The sequence below is a fragment of the Streptomyces sp. NPDC047022 genome, from assembly GCF_040644155.1.
Lineage (GTDB): Bacteria > Actinomycetota > Actinomycetes > Streptomycetales > Streptomycetaceae > Streptomyces.
Genome location: NZ_JBEYVV010000001.1, coordinates 695,165 through 713,728 on the forward strand (window position 1 = coordinate 695,165; position 18,564 = coordinate 713,728).

An 18,564-nucleotide genomic window follows, 5' to 3' on the forward strand; every position below is an offset into this window, starting at 1 on the left:
CCTGTGCACCATGGAAAACGAACGTTCCCTGACACACCTCGGGGGCCCGGTGAACCGGAATCCGCTCACCGCCGCACGGGGCATCTGGCGCGGCACGCTACGGCGCAACACCGGCGCGCTGCGACTTGCCGGGGGTCTGAGGGCAGCCGTGGTGGTGGTCCTGCCTGTGGTCGTCGGCACGGTGAGGGATCAACCCGTGGAGGGCATGCTGGGCTGTCTGGGGGCGCTCAACGTCACCCTCGCGGACATCTTCGGTGACCGCCGATCGCGGATGGCGACGCTGGGCCTGGTCGCCGTGGCCAACACGCTGAGCATCGGGGCGGGGCTGCTCGCCTCCCTCACCGGGCTGTGGGCCGTACCGCTCATGTTCTGCTGGGTGTTCGTGGTGATCGGGCTGGGTGTTCTGGGGCCGACCGCCGATCGCGTCACCTGGTTCGCGGTCGTGATGTTCAGCATCGGGCTGGGGGTGAGCGCCTCCTCGGTTCCTCAGGCCGCCTGGTCCACCCTGATGGTCCTGCTGGGCGGACTGTGGGCTCTCGCTGCCCTCACCCTTGTTCCCGGCCGTCAGGAACGGCTCGTCCTGCGTGCACTGGGGCAGTGCTTCGCCTCTGTCGGGCACTTCTCACGCATGTCCGGCGGGGCGGTTCCGTCGAGTGCGGAAGCACTCGACCGCGAGACGATCCGCATGCACGACTGGCTGGACGAGGCTCGAACCGTCTGCGGACGCCGTGAAGTCGGAGGACGCCTGAGAGCGCTGCTCCATTCGGCCGACCTGGCGTCCGCATGCGTGGACGTTCTCCACGAGAACGGGCAGGCGAGCAGGGGCCGGGAGAAGACTTCCGACCGGACTTCCCGGACATCGGAGCGCCTGACCCACCTCGGGTCGGGCTTCCTGCTCCTCGGCGGACAGCTGGCACGGGGGAGATCCCCCGCGCCCCTCGTACTGGAACCTGAGCGCGTCGCCGCGCGACCCCCATGCGGGGTGCTGCCCGACACGGGCACCCGGACACTCGCCGTCGGACGTCTTCAGGAGGCCTTGGATCACGCGGCCGGGGGCACGGGCGCCGCGGAACCCACCGCGGTGGCACACGCCGCCAAGGGAGCTGAGCCCGCGGCATGGGACCTCCTCAGAGGCAACATGACCCCGTCCTCGATCCGCTTCCGGTACGCCCTGCGCTTCGCGACGGCCGCGACGTCCGGCCTCGCCCTGGCTTACCTCTTGGGCCTGGAAAAGGGGTACTGGGTTGTGATCACCGTAGCCGTGGTGGTGAAACCCGAACTCAGTCTCTCCCTCGTCGCGACGGAGCAGCGTGTCCTCGGCACCGTCCTCGGTGCGCTGCTGGGTGTCTCGGTCATCATTCTCTGCCCGACCTCATGGGCCCTGATCATCGCGCTCTTCGTGGCAACCGCACTCGCCGTCGCCACCGTCCGTGTCAACTACGGGCTGTCCGTGGTCTTCGTGACGCCGCTGGTCCTGATTCTCCTCAACGTGCCGCATCCAGGGGACTGGCGGCTCGCCGACATCAGGGTCCTCGACACCCTGCTCGGTGTCGGCATCGGTCTCCTGGTCAGCGTCACCGTACTGCGAGCCTCCGAACACGGCGTCCTGCGCGACCACGCCGCCAGAGCGATGGACGCCGCGGCCGACTACCTGCACGCCGCCGCGTTCAGTCCCCGCCATGTGCGGTCGCAGGCACGGCGTACCGCGTCGCGAACGGCGCGCGAGTACGCCGCGGCGGTGGAACGGGCCGTGGCGGAAACACACACCGAGAGCGTTCGGTGCACCAGCCCCGCCTTGCGGCTCAGCGCTGCCCTGGACCGGCTGTGGAAGCACACCGCGGCCCTGTCCCTGATCGTGGGCGATGCGCCGCTCCCGAGCCGGAATGCCGCGGAGGCCACCCGACTCGAGCTACGCGTCCGAAAGGCTCGGGGCCTGCTCGCGGAACCAACGGCCGACGATGCTCTCCGACCGCTCCCCAAGGCAACGGCAACGGGCCTCTTCCGAGAAGAAGCAGCCCGGCTCCGGCTGCTGGTGGACGAACTCGTCTCCTCCGCGGCGTCATTCGGCCTGTGCTCCTCCTCCAGCGGCGCCTCGCACGCAGCAGGCCGGAGCGACGGCACAGCAACGCGCTGACTCCGTCCGGAGGATGAGGCCGACCGGCGGCGCGGCTGCCGGATCCTCGTCGTGGGCGACGTCAGCCGCGGAACGTGTCCCCGAGGGCAAATCTCACGGTATACGCAAGCAGACGCGACACAGTCCCGTGTCGGCCTCGGCGCCGTGGCCAATCATCGGCTGCATGAGACCGGTCATCGATCACCGGTCTCGTCATCGCAGTGCGACAACTCCCCACAGCACCATGGAGGATCACATGAAGCAGAATCGAGTGCGCCGTCGGCTGCTGCTCGTTCTGGCCGCGACAGGCACGGCCACCATGTTCGCCTCGGGCACGTCCCAGGCCGCGGTCATGTCGGACACCATATTGCGGAGCTGGGCCACAGGCGTGTGCGTGGACAGCAACGGCAGCGGGGCCGCCTATGCGATCGGCTGCAACGGGGGCACCTACCAGACGTGGTTCGTCGCCGGAACAGGCCTCAGGGGATGTGGCCACTACGGCTGCGGTCCGTTCGTGGTCCTCCGGAACGACGCGACGGACCGCGTGCTCGACAGCAACTCAGCCGGGGCGGTCTACACGAACCCGTCCAACGGCGGGCCCTATCAGAAGTGGGTGATGACCGGAAACGACACGGTCACCCAGTTCGAGAACGTGCAGACCGAGCTCTGCCTCCAGACCAATGGTGACGGCCGGCTCTTCACCACCGGATGCGGGTCGAACTACCAGGACTGGAAGCAGGGCTTCTGATCAGCCCGCGCGGGGACCTGCCAGGCGCGAGCGGTCGGCGCCGGTAGCCGCGCAGTTAGCCGGCTGCCGCTCAGCCCATGACCCGGGCCACCATGCGTTTCCGGTCGGCGCACGACCAGTGCGACCTCGGTGATGCATGGTGGCCTGTCCCCGGCCGATGCGCCGCGGGCAAGGTTCGGCGGGTCCGGACCTATTGGGGCGCACGGCATCGGTCACGTCTGTTGCGGGACGCCGCGTGATGACCGGAGAGTGAGCATGCCACCGGGCCCGTGGTCGAGCCGCGAACCGAAGCGACGGCTGACCTTGTCCAGAGCGGTCCGCAGCCACTCGGAGTCCTCCGCTGGAGCATGTTCCAGCCGCATCCGTCGTGCTTGGAGAGGCACCATCCGCACCCTGAGCAACGTGCCGTCTCCGGGCTCCGCGGCAACGAGGAACAGCAGCCTCAGATCGTCCCGGTACCGTTCGTAACCGCCGATCCCCTCGTAGTCGTCGACGAAGTCGCCGCATCCGTACAGGACGAGCTTTCCCCGGTACACCTCCACCGGGCGCGGATGGTGCGAGGAATGTCCGTGCACCACGTCCGCCCCGCCGTCGACCAGGGCATGGGCGAAGCGGACTTCGTCGCGGGAGACGCCGTAGCCCCAGTTGGCTCCCCAGTGGATCGAGACGACCGCGATGTCGCCCGGCCGTTTCGCCTCTCGCACGCGGCCGGTGAGCTCGGCTGCCGCGGCGACGGTCGGACCGGCCACGAAGTCCACGCCGCCGCGCCGACCGGTCGCGGCCCACTCGTGCGGGATGCCGCTGGTCGGCATGCCGCAAGCGAAGACCAGCACTCTGCCGCCACCGTCCATCGGGACGATCGCCGGCCGCCGCGCCTCCGCGGCGTTCAGGCCGGCCCCCGCCGTCCGGAGCCGCGCGCCCGCGAGGGAAGCGAGCGTCTCATCGAGCCCGACGCGCCCGAAATCCAGAACGTGGTTGTTGGCCAGTACACAGACGTCCGGGCGGGCAGCGACCAGGCACGGTAGGTTGGCGGGGTTCATGCGGTAGTGGATTCCCTTGCCGGGCATGAAGGAGCCGTCCTGTGTGACGCTGGTTTCCAGATTGACGATCCGGGCGTCGGGCGCGGTCTGGTCGAGGACCTCGAGTGCCTCGCCCCAGGGCCAGGAGTAGCCCACCGGCCGGGGGATCGGTCCGTGCACCGCCTCGGCCAGTTCCACATAGGCACGGGCATCGTGGATGTACGTCTCTTGCAGCGCCGGGTCACCCGGGTGCGGAAGGATCTGATCTACGCCCCGGCCGAGCATCACGTCACCGCAGAAAGAGAGGGTGACCGGGCCCTCGCGCATGGTTCCAGGTTAAAACGGCCAGGGCGGTGCTGGTCCAGCGGCCGCAGCGTCGGCCCGCGAGCGAGCAGACAGGTGGATGAATGAGCAACAACGCAACGTCGGCTCCACGCATCGCGCGAAATCGTCTGCTGCGGCCAAGATGCACAGCCGAGCGTGTCACTTGAGAATGGTCTGGGCGCACGTTCCGGCCTCGGATGCGCTGTCTGGCGCCTTCCCCCACGGCAGGCAGTAGCGAGTCGCACACCCATCGGTCCGGTACGGGAAGGCGGTGGCGTCCGATGACGTATGTCTCTGTGAGTGCGCTGAGCCATCCGGGACTGATCCGCGATCAGAACGAGGACAGTCTCGTCGTCGGGCCGTGGACACTGTGCGCGACCACGACCGAGAGCCCGCAGACCCTGGTGTTCCCGCTCGGTACTCCGCTCGTCGTCGCCGTCGCGGACGGGATCGGCGGCCAACCCGGCGGAGAGGTGGCCAGTGCCCTGGCCGTCCGCCGACTCGCGTCGACCGGGCCTGTCCTGACCGATGAGGACCACGTCCGCGAGGCACTGCACGCCTGCAACCGCGAGCTGTACGCGGCCGCAGCCGGCAACGGACCGGCCACGATGGGCACGACCGTCGCGGGCGCCGTCGTACTGCCCCGATCGCTCCTGGCGTTCAACGTGGGCGACAGCCGAGTCTTCACCGCGGCCCGGGACGGGCTGCTCCAGGTCAGCGTGGACGACAGCCCGCCGCTCGAGCCGGGCCAGCGCACCACCTCCCTCGTGACCCAGGCCCTTGGCGGCACCTCGAAGTACCTCGCCATCGCCCCCCATGTGACGACCGCCCCCCTGGCCCCCGGAGACAGGTACCTGATCTGCACCGACGGCCTTACCGATCCGCTGCCGAACGACGTCATCGACGGCCTGCTGCGGGAGTACGACGACGGCCGGGCCGCCTTCGAACTGTGGAAGGCCGCCATCGCGGCCGGCGGGCCCGACAACATCACGCTCGCCCTGGTACGCATCGCGGACCAATAGCCACTCGTCAGCCCTTACGCCGTGCTCCTCACTCCGGCGGGGCGAACCGACTCGTCCCTCGCATAGGGCCGGCGGGCCGCGGCCTTGCGGGAAGCACCGCCGGCGCGAGCCCCCGGTCCGGCGCGGTCCGCAGAGCTCAGGAGGGCTCAGGAGGGGAACCCGTACCGTCCATGCAGGCGGACGAAATGCGCGGGCGTCAGCAGCCGTCTGCGCTCCAGCCCCGTCGGGGTGCGCAGGAAGGACACGACCTGCTCCTGGCCGCCTGGCCCGATGGGCTGTACGAGGCTGCCGCCGAGACGCAGTTGCTCGGCCAGCGGCGCAGGAACCTCCGGGAACGCGGCGGACACGATGACCGCATCGTACGGAGCGCGGTCCGGCACGCCGCCACTGCCGTCCCCGACGCGCAGCTCGACGTTCCGGATGCCCTGCCGGGCGAGGTTGCTCCGTGCCTGATGCGCGATGTCCGGCCACCTCTCGATGGTCACGACACCGGCGGCCAGCCGGGCCAGTAGTGCGGTCTGGAAGCCGAGGCCGGTGCCGATCTCAAGGACGTGCTCGTCCCCGCTCAGATCAAGGCCCTCGATCATCATCGCCGAGAGCGAGGGCTGCGTGGTCACCTGTCCGTGCCCGATCGGAATGGGCACGTCATGGTAGGCGTGCGCCTGATGGCCGGCGGGGAGGAATGCCGCTCGGGGCGTCACCCGCACAGCCTGGAGCAGGCGCTCGTCTCTGATGCCGGCCGCTCGAACGGCCCGTACGAGATCCTCGGGTGGATGGGCGGCTTCGGTCATGTCCGCTGCCTTCCGAGCGATGACCAGAGGGTGAGTGTGCCGTCGGGCTCACGGTTGATGCGGGGGCCGCAGAGGCAGCTCAACCGATCCAGGGTCGCCGGTCACCCGCAGCCATCGCCGCGACAGGCGACGTTCGCTCCGGGTAAACGCTACCTGCCGCGGCACTAGACTGTGAACGTGGTCCGGCCCAACGACGAGGTCGAGGCACTCCTGCGGGAGTACGCGGACCTCATCGCCATCACCGGAGGCGACGCGTTCAAGGCGCGCGCCTACGAAAAGGCCGCCCGTGCGATCGGCGGCTACCCCGCCGATGTCTCCCATCTGGATGCCGCGGGTCTCAAAGAGATCCCGGGCGTGGGCAAATCAATCGCCGAAAAGATCACCGAGTACTTCCGCACCGGCAAGGTCACGGTGGTCGAGGAGACCCGGGCCAGGATTCCCCCAGGGGTGCGGCAGCTCATCACCATCCCCACCCTCGGCCCCAGGAAGGCGATGGCACTCTACGAGGATCTGCACATCTCCTCGGTCGGCGAGCTGGCCGACGCCATCAAGGCGGAGAAGCTACGCGACCTGAAGGGCTTCGGGGAGAAGACCGAGGAGAACATCCTGCACGGCATCGCTCTCATGCAGCAGGCAGGGGGCCGGATTCCGCTGAGCGCGGCCATGGAATCCGCCGAGGACATCGTCGCCGAACTCTCCCGGATCACAGGCTGTGAACACTGTGCCTACGCCGGTTCGCTGCGCCGCATGAAGGAAACCATCGGCGACATCGACATCCTCGTCGCCGCCGACCGGTCGGCCCCCTTCATGGACGCGCTCACCGCACTGCCCTCGACCGCAGAAGTCATCGCACACGGCGCGAAGAAGACCTCGATCCGTACCGTCAAGGGCATCCAGGTCGACCTGCGCGTAGTGCGGCCGGACTCGTGGGGCGCCGGCCTGCAGTACTTCACCGGCTCGAAGGCGCACAACATCCGCACCCGCACGATCGCCGTCCACCTCGGGCTCAAGCTCTCCGAGTACGGCCTGTTCGAGACCGAGGGCGGAGAGCGGGTCGCCTCCCGCTCCGAGGGCGAGGTGTACGCCAGGCTCGGCCTGCCATGGATCCCGCCCACGCTGCGCGAGGACGGAGGGGAGATCGAAGCCGGCCTGCGCGGCGAGCTGCCCGAGGTCGTGACGGAGAGCGACATCAAAGGCGACCTGCACACCCACACCGACCTGACCGACGGCCTCGCTCCGCTGGAGGAGATGGTGGCAGCGGCCGCCGAACGGGGCTACGCGTACTACGCGGTCACCGACCACGCGCCGGACCTGTACATGCAGCGCATGACCGACGAGAAGGTCCTCGCCCAGCGCGAGGGTTTGCGGGCCCTGGACGGCAGGCACCACAGGATGCGACTGCTGCACGGCACCGAGCTCAACATCGGCCCCGACGGGGAGGTGGACTGGCCCGACGAGTTCCTCCAGGGCTTCGACATCTGCGTGGCCTCCGTGCACTCCCACTTCAGCCTCGACCGTAAGGCGATGACCCGGCGGCTCGTACGCGCCTGCGAGAACCCCCACATCAACGTCATCGGCCACCCCACCACCCGCCTGATCGGCAAACGGCCAGGCATCGACGCCGACCTCGACGAGGTGTTCGCCACCTGCGCCCGCACCGGCACAGCCCTGGAGATCAACGCCCAGCCCGACCGACTCGACCTGGGCGACGAGGAGATCCTCCGGGCCAGAAGTCACGGGGCGAAGTTCGCCATCGACACCGACGCCCACTCGATCCCCCAGCTCGCGTACCTCCGCTACGGAATCGGCACGGCACAACGCGGCTGGCTCACCCCGGACGATGTGATCAACACGTGGCCGCTGCGGCGACTGCGCCGGTTCCTGCGCAAGGACCGGGCGTGCTGAGACCCACTTCTCAGCGCGTCACCGGCAACGCTGAAGCGAACCGCGGCCCATCCCCCCGGTGCTGCACCGGAAACGTCACCTTGAGCCCCTTCTCCTGGCCGGCCACCGTCAGGTGGGTGACGTACTGCAGGCCCAGGAACGCCTTCTTCGAACCGCCCGCCGAGACATAGGGGCGGGGAAGGTTCAGTAGCAGCTTGCCCGGTTTGCCACCCCGGTTGCCGTCGAAGAACAGTACCCGTTGGTCGGTCAGGACTATGTACATCGGGCGGGGTGTGATCGTGGCCATCACCGTGCCCGCGCTCAGCACGCCGACCACGGCCGCAGTGAGCGCCAGTTTACGGACCGACACCGAGCCGACGCCCGCCAGAGTTGTCATCTCCACCTGCTCGCCCTGAAGCAGCAGGGGGGTGGCCCCTTCGATCAGCTGGCGCGTGCGGCGGGTGTTCAGCGACATGGGGACTCCGTACGGAAGAGGATGCGGAAGGAAGGCGCAAGGAAGGCGCCCTCTGTCGAACAGACGGCCGCATCGGGACGCGCGGACAGTATGGAGCACTGGTGAACGGCAGGTGTCCGGATGCCATAGGAAAGGTCAAGCCAGAGTTGTGATTCCGTCGCTTCGGCCTCGGCGATCCCGGAGAACTCCGGTCTGACACCTCTCCCTTAGGATCCGGCCATGTCGCTCGTTTCCGCCTCCTCCCTGCCGCCACCCGACTTCGAGGTGGCCTCTGCCTTCCCCGAGGCCGGCTGGCTGCGGCAGGTGGCCGCGGCGTGGGACTGGGCGGCCATCCGGCAGTACATCGACGGGCTGCCCCAGGGCACTGACCGTACTTTCGCCGTCGGCGTGCTGAGCAAGGTGCCCGGTATCGAGAGGTGGTTGCGTGATGTCCTCGCCGCCGCGCCCGACGACGTGCTCGCGCTCACCGTCCTCGGCGCGCGCGAGGTGCGTATCGGCTGGGAGATCCGGACCGACGCGCCCGCCAAGCAGGTCAGCCGGGAACAGTTCGGCGGGCTGCACGCGCACCTTCGGCAGGCCGAACAGCTGCTGATCCGGGCCACGGCCCTCGACCCCTCGTACGACGCAGCCTGGGCCGAGCGGCTCACCACCGCCATGGGACTGCAGCTCGGGCAGAACGAGTCGCGACGCCGGTATGACCGGCTGGCCGCCTACCACCCGCACCACTACAGCGCGCAGGGCCGGTTGCTGCAGAAGTTGTGTCCGAAGTGGGGCGGCAGCTGGGAGGCCGCCCACGGCTTCGCCCGCGAGTGTCTGCTGGGCGCACCCGAAGGTGCGATGAACGGTGGTCTGGTGGCCGAGGCGCACATGGAGCACTGGCTCGCCTTGCGGGGAAAGAGCCGCGAGGAGTATCTGCGCCAGGACTCCGTGCGGGCCGAACTCGTCGAGGCCGCCGACCGCTCCGCGCTCCATCCGAACTTCCACCGCGGCTACGGCTGGGTCACGGTTCAGGGCTACTTCGCCGCCGTGTTCTCCCTCATGGGCGACACCGCACGGGCCGCCGCCTGCTTCCGAGCCCTCGGCAACCTCGCCTCCGAGTACCCCTGGGCCGAGCTGGACCGCGACGCCGCCGCGGCCTACGTCAAACACCGTGACAACGCGCTGTCCCGAGGATGACCGCCCATGCAGATGATGCAGATGCCGAACCGAGGCCGAAGATGAACCCACTGGCCGCCGTCCACGCCACCGAGGTCGACGGCATACCCACGCTCTTCGCCCATGCCACCGGCCCGATGCGCGCCGGGCTCGTCTTCCGCGTCGGCGTCGCCGACGAGACGCTCGCCCGGGCCGGCATCACGCACCTCGTCGAGCACCTCGCCCTGCACCGCCAGGGCCTGGCCGACTACCACTTCAACGGCGCGACCAAGGCCGCCTTCACCCACTTCCACGTGGAAGGCGCCGAGCACGAGATCGCCGCCTACCTGAACGGCGTCTGCGCCTCCCTCACCGACCTGCCCATGGAGCGCCTGGAGACCGAGAAGGAGATCCTGCGCACCGAGGAGTCCCGGCGCGACAACCCCCAACTTCCCTTGTGGCGCTACGGCGCCCAGGGCTACGGCCTGGTCAGCTACCCGGAGTGGGGCGTACGGAGCCTGCGGCCCGACGACGTACAGCAGTGGGCGCAGACCTGGTTCACCCAGGGCAACGCCGTGCTGTGGATCGCCGGCGAGCGCCTCCCGGCCGGGCTCATGCTGAAACTGCCCTCCGGTCCGCGCCGCCCCTTGCCTGCTGTCACCTCCGCCCTCCCCACCACACCCGCCTACTTCGCCGACGGCAAGGGCGGTGTCCTGCTCGACGCCGTCGTCACCGACACGACCGCAGCCCGGCTGTACGCGGGTGTCCTGGAACGCGAACTCTCCCGCGCCCTGCGCCAGGAGGACGGGGCGTCCTACACGACGGCCACCGACTACGCCGCGCGCCGTGACGGCTTCGCCCTCGTGACCGCCTTCGCGGACGCCCTGCCCGCCAAGCAGGACGCCGTACTCGGCGGCTTCCTCGACGTCTTCGCCGGACTCCAGGTGGGCCGGATCGCGCAGGCGGACGTAGAGGTGGTGCGCACGCGGGCCGACGGGGCGCTGACCGCTCCCGACGCGGCCGCACGACGGCTGCCCGGAGCGGCGGAAGACCTCCTTGCCGGACGGCCCTTGCGGGGCCTCGACGAACTGCGGTCCGAACTGTGGGCGGTGACGCCAGGCCATCTGCACGCGGTGGCCCTGGAGGCCGCCGGAGGCGCCCTGCTGCAGGTACCCGCGGGACACAGCGCCGACTGGGCCGGGTACACGGCGGCCCCCACCAGCTCGTCGTACGCAGTGACCGGGCGGCGTTTCGACTCGAGGCGAGGCGACGGTTCGGCGCTCGTTGCGGGCGACGACGGCGTCAGTGTCACGGCCCGGGACAAGGAGGGAGAGCGGGCCGCGACCGTGCACTACCAAGCCTGCGCCGCAATGATGAGCTGGCCCGACGGCGGCCGCAGGCTCTTCGGCACCGACGGCCTGGTCGTCGACGTGGAACCGGATCTGTACGGCATCGACGCGCACACAATGGCGACGATCGACGCGGCGGTGCCGCCGAACGCGGTCGTATGGCTGCCGCCCCGGCAACAGCGGCCGAAGCCGGAAGCGGCCACGGTGTCGTCAGGCAACGGCGAGACCCCGGCCGCCGGAGGCGCCGCCCCGACAGCACGGCGCACCGGGCAGCAGACGGCGGCTCTTGTCGTCTTCGGGCTCCTCGGCGGCCTCTGCGCCCTTCTGGCCCTCGCGGTCACGGTCTTCGGCGACGACGACCCGGGGACCAGCACCGGTGAGTGGATCGCGATCGCCGGCTTCCTGTGGGGCGTGACCGCACTCGTCGCCTGGCCCGCCGTACGCATCCTGCGGCGCACCCGACGGGAGTGAGTCCCATCGAACCGATTCAGAACGTCCTCTCATACCGCCCTCTGACACGCCCCCTGTCCGGGACTTCCCACCGTTCACCGTGCAGACCGAGCTTGCCGCGGATCTGGTCGGTGTAGGGCTGATCGAGTTCGGTGAGGATGTCCAGGGCATGTTGCCAAGCGTCGTGGGCTGCGTCGGGGTAGTGCGCAGCATGTTGGGCGTCGCCGAAGCGATTGAGGATGTCTGCTTCCAGCGGGCGGTCGCCGAGGTCGCGGCACAGATCAAGGGCGAGTCTGTAGCACGCGACGGCTTGGGAGTGCTGACCCAGGTAGCTGTGGGCGTAGGCAATGCTGTCCCAGGCATGGGCTTGCCGTTCACGGTCGTCGAATGCTTCAAGGACAGGCAGAGCCTGTCGGCAGCAGGTCAAGGCCTGTGCATAGTCGCCAAGGCGCGCGTGCGACCAGCCGATGGCGGTCAGAGTCTGGGCCTGCCCCAGCCGGTGACCACAGGACTGGTACAAGGCATGGGCTTGACGGGCAAGCGCAAGTGCTTCGGCAATGGCAGGAGGGCTCTGCCATGCCTTCACTCTGGCGAGTTCGATGTACGTATCGGCCTGCCCATCCAGTTTACCGATCCGGCCGAACAGGTCGAGGGCGTGGCGCAGGTGATGCTGGGCGCCCTCACAGTTGCCATGGCGGCGGTGGGCGCGGGCGACGATATTGTGGGCGATGGCCTTCCCGAGGGGGTCGGCCAGCCGGTCGGCCGCGTCCATTGCGGTGTTGCCGACAACGGCAAGGTCGTGCCAGTTCCCGCGCCGATCGAGGTAGGTGGCGAGGGCGTAGGCCAGCTGCCAGGTATGGGCGTCGAAACCGGTGGCGGCGGCGTGGCCTACGGCGCTTAGCAGCACGCCATGTTCGGTGGTGAACCAGGCCAGCGCCCGCTCGTGATCGGCGAAGTGTTCCAGGGAGACCCTCGGTTGCGGCGGGGGCAGGTTCAGCGGGTCCCGGCCCCGTTCCAACAGCAGGGCGGCGTCGTGCGCGGTATGCACATAGTGATCCAGCATCCGGCGCACTGCAGCGCGGCACTCCTGGTCAGAGTCAATGGAGTTGGCCTGCTCATTGGCGTAGGCGCGGAGCAGGTCGTGGAGTTCGAAGCGTCCGCTGTGCTTTTGCTGGAGCAGGTGTTCGTCCAGGAGCAGTTCCAGTACCTTGGCGGCCTCGCCGGCGGTGATGCCCGCCAAAGCGGCGGCCGCCGCTGCGCTGAAGTCCGGGCCGGGGTGAAGGCCGATGAGGCGGAACACCTGCTGTGCCCTGTCTGGGAGTGCCTGGTAGGACGCGTCGAACACAGGGCGTATTGCGCGGCCACCGGCGCTGATCGCCTCCAGACGCCCGGCCTGCATCCGGTCGGCGAGTTCGGCCAGGCTCCAGGCGGGCCGGGAGCGGAGCCGGGCGGCGGTCAGCGCCAGGGCGAGTGGGAGGCGGTCACAGTACTCGATGACTCGTGCGGCAGCTTCGGGTTCGGCGGCCACACGGTCGTGTCCGGCGATCCGGGTGAGCAGCTCGAGTGCTTCGGTTTCGGTGAAAGTGCCGAGCAAGTGCGGAGTGGCACCGTCGAGTCCGGCGAGACTGCGGCGGCTGGTGATCAGGACCAGGCACCCGGCGCCGGCGGGGATGAGGTCGCGGACCTGGTCCTCGTCGGCGGCGTTGTCCAGCAGGATCAGCGCGCTGCGTTCGCGCAGCCGGTCGCGGTACATCGCCGCGCGCTCGTCGCGGCTGGTCGGGATCTGCTGCGCCGACACGCCCAACTGTCGCAGGAAGGACTCCAGGACGGCGGACGGGTCGGCGGGTGCGAGTTCGGGGTCGAATCCACGCAGGTTCACGTACAGCTGCACGTCGGTGAAGTGGCCGGCGCCGACGAGCTCGTGGGCGGTGTGGACGGCGAGTTGGGTCTTGCCCACGCCGGCCATGCCTTCGATCGCGGAGATCACCACCGTGTTCGCGCGGTCGGCGTCGTGGTGGTGCGTCGCCGCGGCGGTCAGGCGGGCGAGTTCCTCGCGGCGCCCGGTGAACGTCGCGAGATCCGTGGGCAACTGACCGAACACCCCGACCGGGCCGCCGCTCTTGACCAGCCCGTGCACCTTGACGCACGCCGCGCGCCAGCGGGCCGTTCCGGGCTCGTCCACGCCGAGCGCCCGTACGATCGCCACCACCAGGTCCAGATCCAGGCGCCGCCGCTCCGGCTTGAAGGCGTCCACGACCGTGGACAGCGACACGACGCGCGGCGGCCGCAACAGCGGCCCGGCCCGCTTGGCCAACTCCCGGTACGAGGGGATCCCCGCCCACGCGCGCAGCTCGCCTAAGAGGCCGACGAACTCCGCCAGGTCCTCGGCTCGGTCCGGATCCGGCATTGCGCCCCGCTGCTCACCCACGATGCCCCCCCGTGAAGCCATGCTCCTGACAGGAAGAGTCTATGAGTGGGCTGTACGGATTCGTACGGGAAACGTGCCTCCGCACAGTCACCCGAGGCAGCCTGGTCACGCCGCTTCACGTCAGGCCGGTCCAAGCGGCGAAGTGTCAGGGGAACATCTGTCTCACAAGGAGGAATCGTGCATCTTCGCGCTCTGGCCGTCACCGCGGCTGCCGTGGCCGCGCTCGGCCTCGGAACCGCCGGCACAGCCCAAGCCCAGCCCAAGGCCGGCACCGCCTGCACCTGGTTCCAGGTCGGCGACAAGATGCCCTATGGCGCCAACGGGATGACCGCCGGCTGGATCTCGCAGTGGTACAGCACCTGCAACCGTTACACCTACGGCCGCTGGGACTGGAACACGAACTTCATGCTGGCACACCCCGGCCGCCAGGTCGTGTTCGGCGTGGAGTCGGACAGCATCGACGAGGGCCAGCCGCACTTCGGCGGCGTGCTGAACTCCACTCCTGGAAACCCCCTGTTCGCCTACTGGGGAAAGCCCCACACCGACGCTCCGGACAACATCTGGCGCGCGGGCGCCGAGCTGGACAACAGCGGCTGCGTGGCGTGGAGCTCCGCGCACAACTACAACAACGGCGGCGAGGTTGCCGGGCCGTACGCAGGCTGCAACGACAGAAACTGGAGCCAGATCCCGTGGACTGCGCCCTGAGCAAGGTCGGAGACATCCTCGGAACGTCTGGCTGAAGTGAATCCAGGGTCTGATGGTTGTACAGGCAATGTGACGTCAGGACGACCACGGCGGACACGGCCGTCGACGCATCCGGAGTCGGCCGAGCCGACCGAAGACGACTGAGGCCCGAACGAGTGAGGCACCGCTGCCCACGATGGGCGGCGGTGCCTTGCGCGCTGGTCGGGGACAACCGCGGACGGACGTTCTCGGCCTGCGGGCCCTTCCGGCCCTGGATCACCCCTGTAGCCCTGCGCCTCGCCCACCATCGACAACCGGCTCAACGGCTATGTCTATGTGGGCGACCCGAACGGGCTCGACATCGACGTGTGCGCCCAGGTCCTCCGAGTCAACCCGGATGGCTCCACAACGGAGGTGGCGGACCTCCACTGCGCCGGCTGGAGTAAGCAACCCTGGGCCTTCCTGCCGGGCTTCCTCTCGATAGCTCCCGGCAAGTACGTAGTGCAGGCCGGCTTCTGGGCCACCATCAACGGCCACTACGGCTACCAGGGCTTCGTGCGGTCCCCGCGCGTCGACATACCCTGACGGAATCCGAGCGGGCCCCACGTCGGCACTGCGCACCAGGGGTTGTTTGAGGTTCGGAGCTGGATGACTGATGCCAAGGGGTCTCTGGCGCGCATGACCTGGCCTGCGGTGGATGAATCCGGTTGACGGCTCGTGGGCTGAGCGGTTCTCCTGCTGCGATGTCTGAGATCAGCTTCGCGCAGCCCATGGACGACGCCATGCTCGCCGACTGGCAGCACGTCCACAACGTGATCATCCCGACTGGCGTCCTGTCACTCGACGAGGTGCGCGAGCGTGCCGGGCGCAATCACCTTGAGGTTGCGTACCTCGACGGCGAGCCGGTGGGCTGCACGACCGTGCGCCCGCCCTCTGCGGGCAGCCCGTCCACCGCTACCGTGATCGCCCGCATCCTGCCCGCTCACCGCCGCCAGGGCTTCGGCGCGCAGCTCTACCAGCGCGGACTGGAGCGTGCCCACGCGCTGGGCGCCACCGTCATCGAGACCGTCGTTCTGGCATCCAACGAGGACGGCCTGCGCTTCGCCGCGGCCCATGGCTTCGTCGAGATCGACCGCTACGTTCTTCCGGGCGACACCATCGCTTACATCGACCTGCGGCTCGTCTGACAGCCGGTCTCAGGATCACGGACGCGCTCCCTGGGCGCCCTTCGCCTGCGGCGCAGTGGCCAGTGGGCTGCGGGTCCCTCCGCCTCTCATCCATGGAGGGGCGGCAGTTCGAGACCCGTGTCGTGCCTGAGGCGTCGGCCGGGTGGAGGTCGACGGTCCCCGCGGGATGCGCATGACCTGAAGTGAGGGAGCCCAAAGACCGGTTGTGACGCCGGCCCTGGACACGCCAAGCCACGCGCCGCGCGTACCAGACGCCAACGCCGCGCTCCGCGAAGGCCGCAAGGGTAAGAGGAAGATCACCAGCACCGCCACGATGCACCGCATCAACGCCACCCTCAGGTGCGGATGAGGCTGCCGATACGGGCGGGGACGATGAGGGCGATGCGCCGGACGAGGGACTTCGGCCCGTCGCATGAGCCGCGTCCCGGCTTTGTCCCGCCACGCGTGATTTCATGATCGGGCCGGGCTGCCAAGATCTTCTGGCCAACGCCCCGACCGGCTGATCGCCTGGTCGGGACGTTTCTGCGCTGCCATTCGATGGTGGGGCGGGTGGGACTCGAACCCACGGCCGACGGATTATGAGTCCGCTGCTCTAACCGGCTGAGCTACCGCCCCGTTACGGCGCGCCGCGCACAAGTGTGCGCGCCGTCTGCCGCAGCATAGCCGCTCATACGATCTCCTGCCTCGGCTGGGGCGGCTACTCATGACCTTGAGGACACCGCCGAGGGCGCGACGGTTCCTGCGGGCATGCAATGGGCACGAAAAAGGACCCCGGAGGGTCCTCGTTCTGCAAGCTCCCCCGACTGGACTCGAACCAGTAACCTGCCGGTTAACAGCCGGCTGCTCTGCCAATTGAGCTACGGAGGACCGAGCTCCCCCGACTGGACTCGAACCAGTAACCTGCCGGTTAACAGCCGGCTGCTCTGCCAATTGAGCTACGGAGGAATGCCTCGTTGCATCGAACGTACCTCCCCGGGTATCCGCCAGGGGGCGCTCGCTCGCTGCGACACATACATTAGCGCAAGCAGGGGGGTGCTCCGCCAATCAGTACTCTCCGCGACCGATGCCCACGCAAGGGACGACGCAGACGCAAGGGAAGGATGGCCGCCATGCGCTATCGACTCACGTTCGTCGCCGGGCTGGCTCTGGGCTACGTGCTGGGCACGCGGGCCGGGCGCGAACGGTACGAGCAGCTGAAGAAGACCGCTCGCCAGATCGCGCAGAACCCCGCCGTGCGCAACACCACCGAGACCGCCGCCCAGCAGGGCCGCGAGATCGCGGGCAAGGCGTTCCACACCGTGAGCCACAAGGTGGGCGAGCACATGCCCGACTCGGTCGCGGGCCGGGTGCGCTCGCTGCGGGAACGGAACGCGAACGGCAGCCTCGACGACGACTGGGGCACGAGCAATACATAGGAGCGGCCACCCCTCCGCGTACGGCAGAATTTCCGTCATGGGGATAGTCGCCGGGTTGGACAGTGCGTCCGATTTCACTCGTATCGTCGTCTGCGACACGGACACAGGTGCCGTGCTCAGGCAGGGATATGCGCCGCATCCGGTGGAAGGCACCGACGGGGGCGGTCGCCCCTCCGACGTCGACCCGCAGGCCTGGCTGCTGTCCCTCGGGGACGCGGCCGGCGGCGGGCTCCTCGAGGGCGTGCAGGCCATCGGGGTCTCCGCGCAGCAGAACGCCCTGGTCCCGCTCGACGCCCAGGGCTCCGGCGTACGGCCCGCGCTGGTCGGCGTGGACAAGCGGGCGCAGGTCCCGGCCGCCGAACTCATCGACGCCCTCGGCGGACGGCAGGCCTGGGCCGAGGCCGTCGGCTGCGTGCCGCAGGCCGCGCAGCCCGTGGCCAAGCTGCGCTGGCTCGCCAAGACCGAACCGGACAGCGCACGGCGCACCGCCATCCTGATGCAGGCCCACGACTGGCTCGTATGGCAGCTGCTGGGACGGCCCGCGCGCAGGACCACGGACCGCGGCGGCGCGTCGGGCACCGGCTACTGGTCGGCGGCGGCCGGCGGCTACCGCCCGGACCTCGTGGAGCTGGCGCTCGGGCACCCCGCCGGGCTGCCCGAGGTGCTCGGGCCGTCCGAGGCGGCCGGTACGACCCCGGAGGGGCTGCTGATCTCCGCCGGCACCGGCGAGACCATGGCCGCCGCACTGGGCCTCGGCATCGGGCTCGGCGACGCGGTCGTCTCGCTCGGCGCCTCAGGCTCCGTGATGGCCGTGCACCCCGAGGCCCTCGTCGACTCGACCGGCATGATCACCTCATTGGCCGACGCGACCGGCATGCACCTGCCCGTGGTGACCACCCTCAACGCCGTGCGCACCCTGCGTGGCGCCGCCGAACTTCTCGGCGCGCCCGACCTGGAGTCCCTGTCCGACCTCGCCATGAAGTCGACACCGGGCTCCCACGGCCTGGTGCTCCTGCCCTATCTGGAGGGCGAGCGGACCCCCAATCTGCCGCACACCGCGGGCACCCTGGTCGGGCTGCGGCGCGAGTCGATGAAGCCGGAGCACCTCGCGCGCGCCGCGTTCGAGGGCATGCTGTGCGGGCTCGCGGACGCCCTGGACGTGCTGCGGGGGCGCGGCGTCGACGTACGGCGGGTCTTCCTGCTCGGTGCCGCCGCGGAGCTGCCCGCGGTGCAGGCGGTGGCCCCCGGGCTGTTCGGCGCCCCGGTCGTGGTGCCCCAGCCCGCGGACTACGCCGCGATCGGCGCGGCCCGGCAGGCGGCCTGGGCCCTCGGCGTGTCGCAGGGCACCCTCGACCCGCGGACCCCACCCGCCTGGCAGGGCGCCGCCGCCCAGTTCCTGGAGCCGGGCGAGGATCTGGCGGTCGGCCAGGCCGTGCGCCAGCAGTACGTGTCGGTGCGGGAACAGACACACCCCGGTGCGTTTCGGGCATAACGCCCATAGGTGAGCGTCAGTGCCAGTCGGCGCCCAACGGTGCGCGAAC

At 69.5% G+C, this 18,564-nt stretch carries 15 protein-coding genes and 3 tRNA genes; 11 read left to right on the forward strand and 7 right to left on the reverse strand.

The genetic code is table 11. From position 1 onward, the window contains the following. Nucleotides 1-10 precede the first annotated feature (10 nt). Both ABZ845_RS03130 and ABZ845_RS03135 read left to right on the forward strand, forming a co-directional pair. Nucleotides 11-2,134 (forward strand): FUSC family protein, encoded by a 2,124-nt coding sequence (locus ABZ845_RS03130; protein WP_360972291.1) that lies wholly within the window; start codon nt 11-13, stop codon nt 2,132-2,134. 235 nt (nt 2,135-2,369) lie between these two features. Further along, the gene (locus tag ABZ845_RS03135) at nt 2,370-2,861 is read left to right on the forward strand and encodes a hypothetical protein (RefSeq protein WP_360972293.1); all 492 of its coding nucleotides are present in this window, start codon (nt 2,370-2,372) and stop codon (nt 2,859-2,861) included. A 212-nt stretch (nt 2,862-3,073) separates the two neighbouring features. Here ABZ845_RS03135 and ABZ845_RS03140 read toward each other — a convergent pair whose 3' ends face one another. Continuing rightward, entirely contained in the window at nt 3,074-4,207 is a 1,134-nt protein-coding gene (locus tag ABZ845_RS03140; protein WP_360972295.1) for a CapA family protein, read from the reverse strand. Nucleotides 4,208-4,485: 278 nt separating this feature from the next. On the opposite strand from ABZ845_RS03140, the gene ABZ845_RS03145 reads away from it, so the two are divergent. Then, the gene (locus ABZ845_RS03145) at nt 4,486-5,226 is read left to right on the forward strand and encodes a PP2C family serine/threonine-protein phosphatase (RefSeq protein WP_360972297.1); all 741 of its coding nucleotides are present in this window, start codon (nt 4,486-4,488) and stop codon (nt 5,224-5,226) included. Between the two features lie 146 nt (nt 5,227-5,372). On the opposite strand, the gene ABZ845_RS03150 is transcribed toward ABZ845_RS03145, so the two are convergent. Next, nucleotides 5,373-6,017, reverse strand: a complete 645-nt coding sequence (locus tag ABZ845_RS03150; RefSeq protein WP_360972299.1) for a protein-L-isoaspartate(D-aspartate) O-methyltransferase — start codon at nt 6,015-6,017, stop codon at nt 5,373-5,375. 177 nt (nt 6,018-6,194) lie between these two features. Here ABZ845_RS03150 and polX point away from each other — a divergent pair, with 177 nt between their 5' ends. After that, on the forward strand, nt 6,195-7,922 hold the full coding sequence (gene polX / locus ABZ845_RS03155) for a DNA polymerase/3'-5' exonuclease PolX (protein ID WP_360972302.1): 1,728 nt from the start codon (nt 6,195-6,197) through the stop codon (nt 7,920-7,922). Between the two features lie 10 nt (nt 7,923-7,932). Here the strand turns inward: polX and ABZ845_RS03160 are convergent, their stop codons facing one another. Continuing rightward, the gene (locus ABZ845_RS03160; RefSeq protein WP_360972304.1) at nt 7,933-8,376 is read right to left on the reverse strand and encodes a hypothetical protein; all 444 of its coding nucleotides are present in this window, start codon (nt 8,374-8,376) and stop codon (nt 7,933-7,935) included. A 219-nt stretch (nt 8,377-8,595) separates the two neighbouring features. On the opposite strand from ABZ845_RS03160, the gene ABZ845_RS03165 reads away from it, so the two are divergent. Further along, nucleotides 8,596-9,552 (forward strand): hypothetical protein, encoded by a 957-nt coding sequence (locus tag ABZ845_RS03165; protein ID WP_360972306.1) that lies wholly within the window; start codon nt 8,596-8,598, stop codon nt 9,550-9,552. A gap of 41 nt (nt 9,553-9,593) precedes the next feature. Beyond that, nucleotides 9,594-11,330: an insulinase family protein gene (locus ABZ845_RS03170; RefSeq protein ID WP_360972308.1), complete on the forward strand. Its 1,737-nt coding sequence runs from the start codon at nt 9,594-9,596 to the stop codon at nt 11,328-11,330. 16 nt (nt 11,331-11,346) lie between these two features. Here ABZ845_RS03170 and ABZ845_RS03175 read toward each other — a convergent pair whose 3' ends face one another. Beyond that, nucleotides 11,347-13,737, reverse strand: coding sequence for a tetratricopeptide repeat protein (locus ABZ845_RS03175; protein ID WP_360972310.1), 2,391 nt, complete (start codon nt 13,735-13,737; stop codon nt 11,347-11,349). A gap of 177 nt (nt 13,738-13,914) precedes the next feature. Here ABZ845_RS03175 and ABZ845_RS03180 point away from each other — a divergent pair, with 177 nt between their 5' ends. The 3 genes from ABZ845_RS03180 to ABZ845_RS03190 all read left to right on the forward strand — a co-directional run bounded on the left by ABZ845_RS03180 (nt 13,915) and on the right by ABZ845_RS03190 (nt 15,608). Then, nucleotides 13,915-14,442 (forward strand): hypothetical protein, encoded by a 528-nt coding sequence (locus ABZ845_RS03180; protein WP_360972312.1) that lies wholly within the window; start codon nt 13,915-13,917, stop codon nt 14,440-14,442. Between the two features lie 315 nt (nt 14,443-14,757). Next, entirely contained in the window at nt 14,758-15,006 is a 249-nt protein-coding gene (locus tag ABZ845_RS03185) for a hypothetical protein (protein WP_360972314.1), read from the forward strand. 158 nt (nt 15,007-15,164) lie between these two features. Next, a complete protein-coding gene (locus ABZ845_RS03190) occupies nt 15,165-15,608 on the forward strand; it encodes a GNAT family N-acetyltransferase (RefSeq protein ID WP_360972316.1) in 444 nt (147 codons plus the stop codon). 538 nt (nt 15,609-16,146) lie between these two features. On the opposite strand, the gene ABZ845_RS03195 is transcribed toward ABZ845_RS03190, so the two are convergent. The 3 genes from ABZ845_RS03195 to ABZ845_RS03205 form a co-directional block, all read right to left on the reverse strand. Next, a tRNA-Ile gene (locus tag ABZ845_RS03195) sits at nt 16,147-16,223 on the reverse strand. Nucleotides 16,224-16,402: 179 nt separating this feature from the next. Continuing rightward, a tRNA-Asn gene (locus tag ABZ845_RS03200) sits at nt 16,403-16,475 on the reverse strand. A gap of 5 nt (nt 16,476-16,480) precedes the next feature. Next, a tRNA-Asn gene (locus ABZ845_RS03205) sits at nt 16,481-16,553 on the reverse strand. Between the two features lie 155 nt (nt 16,554-16,708). Here ABZ845_RS03205 and ABZ845_RS03210 point away from each other — a divergent pair. Next, entirely contained in the window at nt 16,709-17,023 is a 315-nt protein-coding gene (locus tag ABZ845_RS03210) for a YtxH domain-containing protein (RefSeq protein WP_360972318.1), read from the forward strand. 37 nt (nt 17,024-17,060) lie between these two features. After that, nucleotides 17,061-18,515: an FGGY family carbohydrate kinase gene (locus ABZ845_RS03215; protein ID WP_360972320.1), complete on the forward strand. Its 1,455-nt coding sequence runs from the start codon at nt 17,061-17,063 to the stop codon at nt 18,513-18,515. Nucleotides 18,516-18,564: the final 49 nt, after the last annotated feature.

Bases quoted from the DNA above. Each gene is read 5' to 3' on its own strand.
- ABZ845_RS03160 (WP_360972304.1), bottom strand. From the start codon at position 8,376: ATGTCGCTGAACACCCGCCGCACGCGCCAGCTGATCGAAGGGGCCACC.
- ABZ845_RS03130 (WP_360972291.1), top strand. From the start codon at position 11: ATGGAAAACGAACGTTCCCTGACACACCTCGGGGGCCCGGTGAACCGG.
- ABZ845_RS03135 (WP_360972293.1), top strand. From the start codon at position 2,370: ATGAAGCAGAATCGAGTGCGCCGTCGGCTGCTGCTCGTTCTGGCCGCG.
- ABZ845_RS03215 (WP_360972320.1), top strand. From the start codon at position 17,061: ATGGGGATAGTCGCCGGGTTGGACAGTGCGTCCGATTTCACTCGTATC.
- ABZ845_RS03170 (WP_360972308.1), top strand. From the start codon at position 9,594: ATGAACCCACTGGCCGCCGTCCACGCCACCGAGGTCGACGGCATACCC.
- ABZ845_RS03145 (WP_360972297.1), top strand. From the start codon at position 4,486: ATGACGTATGTCTCTGTGAGTGCGCTGAGCCATCCGGGACTGATCCGC.
- ABZ845_RS03165 (WP_360972306.1), top strand. From the start codon at position 8,596: ATGTCGCTCGTTTCCGCCTCCTCCCTGCCGCCACCCGACTTCGAGGTG.
- ABZ845_RS03150 (WP_360972299.1), bottom strand. From the start codon at position 6,017: ATGACCGAAGCCGCCCATCCACCCGAGGATCTCGTACGGGCCGTTCGA.
- ABZ845_RS03140 (WP_360972295.1), bottom strand. From the start codon at position 4,207: ATGCGCGAGGGCCCGGTCACCCTCTCTTTCTGCGGTGACGTGATGCTC.
- ABZ845_RS03190 (WP_360972316.1), top strand. From the start codon at position 15,165: ATGTCTGAGATCAGCTTCGCGCAGCCCATGGACGACGCCATGCTCGCC.
- ABZ845_RS03210 (WP_360972318.1), top strand. From the start codon at position 16,709: ATGGCCGCCATGCGCTATCGACTCACGTTCGTCGCCGGGCTGGCTCTG.